Source organism: Actinomycetota bacterium (genome assembly GCA_035536535.1).
GTDB lineage: Bacteria > Actinomycetota > JAICYB01 > JAICYB01 > JAICYB01 > DATLNZ01.
In genome coordinates, this window is record DATLNZ010000067.1 from 1 (window position 1) to 3028 (window position 3028).

Annotated in this window: 5 protein-coding genes; 3 read left to right on the forward strand and 2 right to left on the reverse strand. The window is 68.5% G+C overall.

Features of this window, described 5'->3' with window-relative positions; translation table 11 throughout:
- Together VNE62_04290 and VNE62_04295 are read left to right on the forward strand one after the other, a co-directional pair.
- The coding region (locus VNE62_04290) for an amidinotransferase (GenBank protein HVE91511.1) at positions 1 to 582 on the forward strand (582 nt) is incomplete at its 5' end.
- A complete protein-coding gene (locus VNE62_04295; protein ID HVE91512.1) occupies positions 579 to 1511 on the forward strand; it encodes an aldo/keto reductase in 933 nt (310 codons plus the stop codon). The genes VNE62_04290 and VNE62_04295, both read left to right, overlap by 4 nt.
- A 10-nt stretch (positions 1512 to 1521) precedes the next feature.
- On the opposite strand, the gene VNE62_04300 is transcribed toward VNE62_04295, so the two are convergent.
- Positions 1522 to 2178, reverse strand: coding sequence for a hypothetical protein (locus tag VNE62_04300; protein ID HVE91513.1), 657 nt, complete (start codon positions 2176 to 2178; stop codon positions 1522 to 1524).
- Between the two features lie 158 nt (positions 2179 to 2336).
- Between VNE62_04300 and VNE62_04305 the strand changes: the two genes are divergently transcribed.
- Positions 2337 to 2858, forward strand: coding sequence for a hypothetical protein (locus VNE62_04305; GenBank protein ID HVE91514.1), 522 nt, complete (start codon positions 2337 to 2339; stop codon positions 2856 to 2858).
- 25 nt (positions 2859 to 2883) lie between these two features.
- Here the strand turns inward: VNE62_04305 and VNE62_04310 are convergent, their stop codons facing one another.
- Positions 2884 to 3021, reverse strand: a complete 138-nt coding sequence (locus tag VNE62_04310) for a hypothetical protein (GenBank protein ID HVE91515.1) — start codon at positions 3019 to 3021, stop codon at positions 2884 to 2886.
- Between the last annotated feature and the right edge of the window lie 7 nt (positions 3022 to 3028).

Here is a 3028-nt window from a genome sequence, read left to right on the forward strand (position 1 = left end):
AAGTTCGTCGTCAGCCGGTTTCTGCACCCAGAGCGCGCGGCCGAGGAGCCCTACTACGCGAAGTGGTTCGGCGAGCGCGGCTTCGACCTCGTGGAGTTCCCGTCCGGCCTCCGGCTGGAGGGGGCGGGCGACGTGCTGCCCTTCCGCGGACGGCTGCTGGCCGGCTACCGGATCCGATCGGACTTCGCCGCCCACACAGAGCTTGCGTCCGCCCTGGGGGCCGAGGTGCTGTCGGTGGAGCTGACCGACATGCGCTTCTACCACGTCGATCTGACCTTCTGTCCGCTGGACGACCGCCGCGCGATCATCGCCCCCGACGGCTGGGACCGCTACGGCATCGAGGTAGTGCGCCGGCTGGTCCCGGAGCCGATCGTGCTGGACTTGGAGGAGGCGCTGACTTTCTGCGCCAACTCCGTCGTCGTCGGGAACACGGTCGTGATGCCGGCCTGCCCGCCGCGCGTGGGAAAGGAGCTCGAGCGCGCCGGGTTCGACATCGCAGTGTCCCCGGTGGACGAGTTTCTGAAAGCGGGCGGGGGCTGTCGCTGCCTGACCCTGGCGCTTGATGTCACCATCGCATCATGAACAAAAGGACAATCGGCTCCCTTGAGGTAAGCGTCGTCGGTCTGGGGTGCAACAACTTCGGACGGCGCGTCGATGCACAGCAGACAAAGGCGGTGGTGGACGAGGCGCTTGCGTGCGACATCAACTTCTTCGACACGGCCGACATCTACGGCACGGGTGAGTCAGAGGAGCTGCTCGGACGCGCCCTCGGCCCCCGGCGCCCGGACGTCGTCATCGCCACGAAGTTCGGCATGGAGATGGGCCCGGACCGCAAAGGCGGCAGCGCCCGCTGGATCCGCACCGCTGTCGAGGACAGCCTGCGCCGCCTCGGCACGGACGTCATCGACCTGTACCAGATGCACGCGCCGGACCCGGACGTCCCGATCGAAGAGACCCTCGGCACGCTTGACGAGCTCGTGCGCGCAGGCAAGGTGCGCGAGATCGGCTGCTCCAACTTCTCGGGGGCCCAGATCGAGCAGGCCGATACCGTGTCGCGTGACGAGGGGCTGGCGCGGTTCGTGAGCGAGCAGAGCCAGTACAGCCTGCTGCGCAGGGAGGTGGAGTCCGACGTGCTACCCGCCTGCGAGAGGATGGGACTGTCGTTTCTCCCCTACTTCCCGTTGGCCAGCGGCATGCTCACCGGCAAGTACCGCCGGGGGGAGAATCCGCCGGAGGGGACGAGGCTCGCAACGGCCGCGCCCGACCGGGTCTCCCAGCTGATGTCGGACCGAAGCTTCGAGATCGTGGAGAAGCTGGAGGCGTTCGCAAGCGAGCGCGGCCGGACGCTGCTCGAGCTGGCGATGTCCTGGCTGGCGGGGCGTCCGATGGTCGCGTCGGTCATCGCGGGAGCGACCAAGCCCGAGCAGGTGACGTCCAACTCCCAGGCGGCGGGGTGGGTCCTGTCCGACGAGGAGGGGGCCGAGGTGGACGCGATCACCGCGGGGGGCTGAGCCGGCCGGCTCAGGGTTTCGTCGCGGCCGAGCGGAAGAACAGGATCGGTTGCTCCGGATACTCGTTGACGACGAGAGCGTCCGCGTGCTTCCAGGGCTGCGCTTCGCTGAAGTAGATGCGCTGCGCCTCGTGATACCTCTGCCGGTACAGCCGCCGCGCCTCGTCCGGTCCTCCGAGCGCGGCCTGATCGCGCTCGACGCCCCGCTGCTCGGCGACCTCAAAGGACGTGTGGACGAAGACCCTGTAGTCGAACAGGTCCCGGATCTCCGGACGAAGCAAAAAGCTCGCATCCAGGACGGCGATGCTGCCCCGCTCTGCTCTCATCGGCTGCGGCCACACGGAGGTTTCGGCCTCCAGGTCGAACGTCCGCTGCACATACGTGCAGTCGCCGCCGGGGCCCAGGGGTCGCAGGACGTGCCTGATCAGCGAGTCGTAGTCGTAGGCGTCGCGGTAGTACCCCTCCGCCGACTCCCGACCGCGCCGGTACCGGACCTCTCGCGGATTGTGGAAGCCGTCCACCGGCAGCCGGAGGCAAAACACACCCGCTGCGTTGACCGCTTCGGTGAGGGCCGTGGCGATGCTGGACTTGCCGCTGGCGGTGATGCCCGTGACCGCGACACGCAGGACCCGGTCGTCGGGTGCCCGCCCGATGACCGTCTCAGCCAACTGCCGAGCGACCTCCTGCGTTGCGTTGTTCAAAGTGAGACCCTCTGTCGTGGCCGGCCGCGAGCAGGACCGGTCCCGGTCTTCCGGAACCCGGTGGGCTCCCAATCCTGCGCTCAGGGTACGGGCCCAGGGCCGAGGAGAGACGAGATGGACTTGACTTGCTGATAGACCGCCACCTCCCGCAGTGGGACTTCGAGGAGCGCCACGAGGTGCGCGTGCGGGCCGATCGTCAGCGGACGTGGGAGGCCGTCCTCACGACCGAGTTCGGCTCCTCGTTTGTATCGCGCCTGTTGGTGACGCTGCGCGGCATGCGCGGGACCGGGTCCATGCGGCTGCTCGACTTCACTCGATGGGGGTTCGTGGTCCTGGACGAGCACCCGGGGGCCGAGATAGTCCTGGGCCTGGTGGGAAGGTTCTGGACCCCCGGCGGCGGCGTCATCCGCATCGATCCGGACGAGTTCGCGTCGTTCGACCGGCCCGGATACGCCAAGGCCGTGTGGAACTTCTCCGTGGAGCCGGAAGGCGACGGCTGCGTCGTCCGGACCGTCACCCGCGTCCGCGCCACCGACGCGTCGTCGAAGAAGAGGTTTCGCGCCTACTGGACCGTGATCCGGCCGTTCAGCGGTTTCCTCCGCGGACGGATGCTGCAGGCCATCCGCACGGGGGCCGAGCAGGGTTGATCCGAATCGTGGCTTGCGGGCCGCATCACCCGTGGCCCCCGAGGCCTCGCAGGAGGGAACCCACCCCGTAAGCCACCACTGCGGCCAGGCCCCCGATGAGCAGCATCTCGGCGCCGCTCTTGAATACGTTCTGGCGCGTGACCAGGACCTTGGCCGCCCCCAGTCCGAAC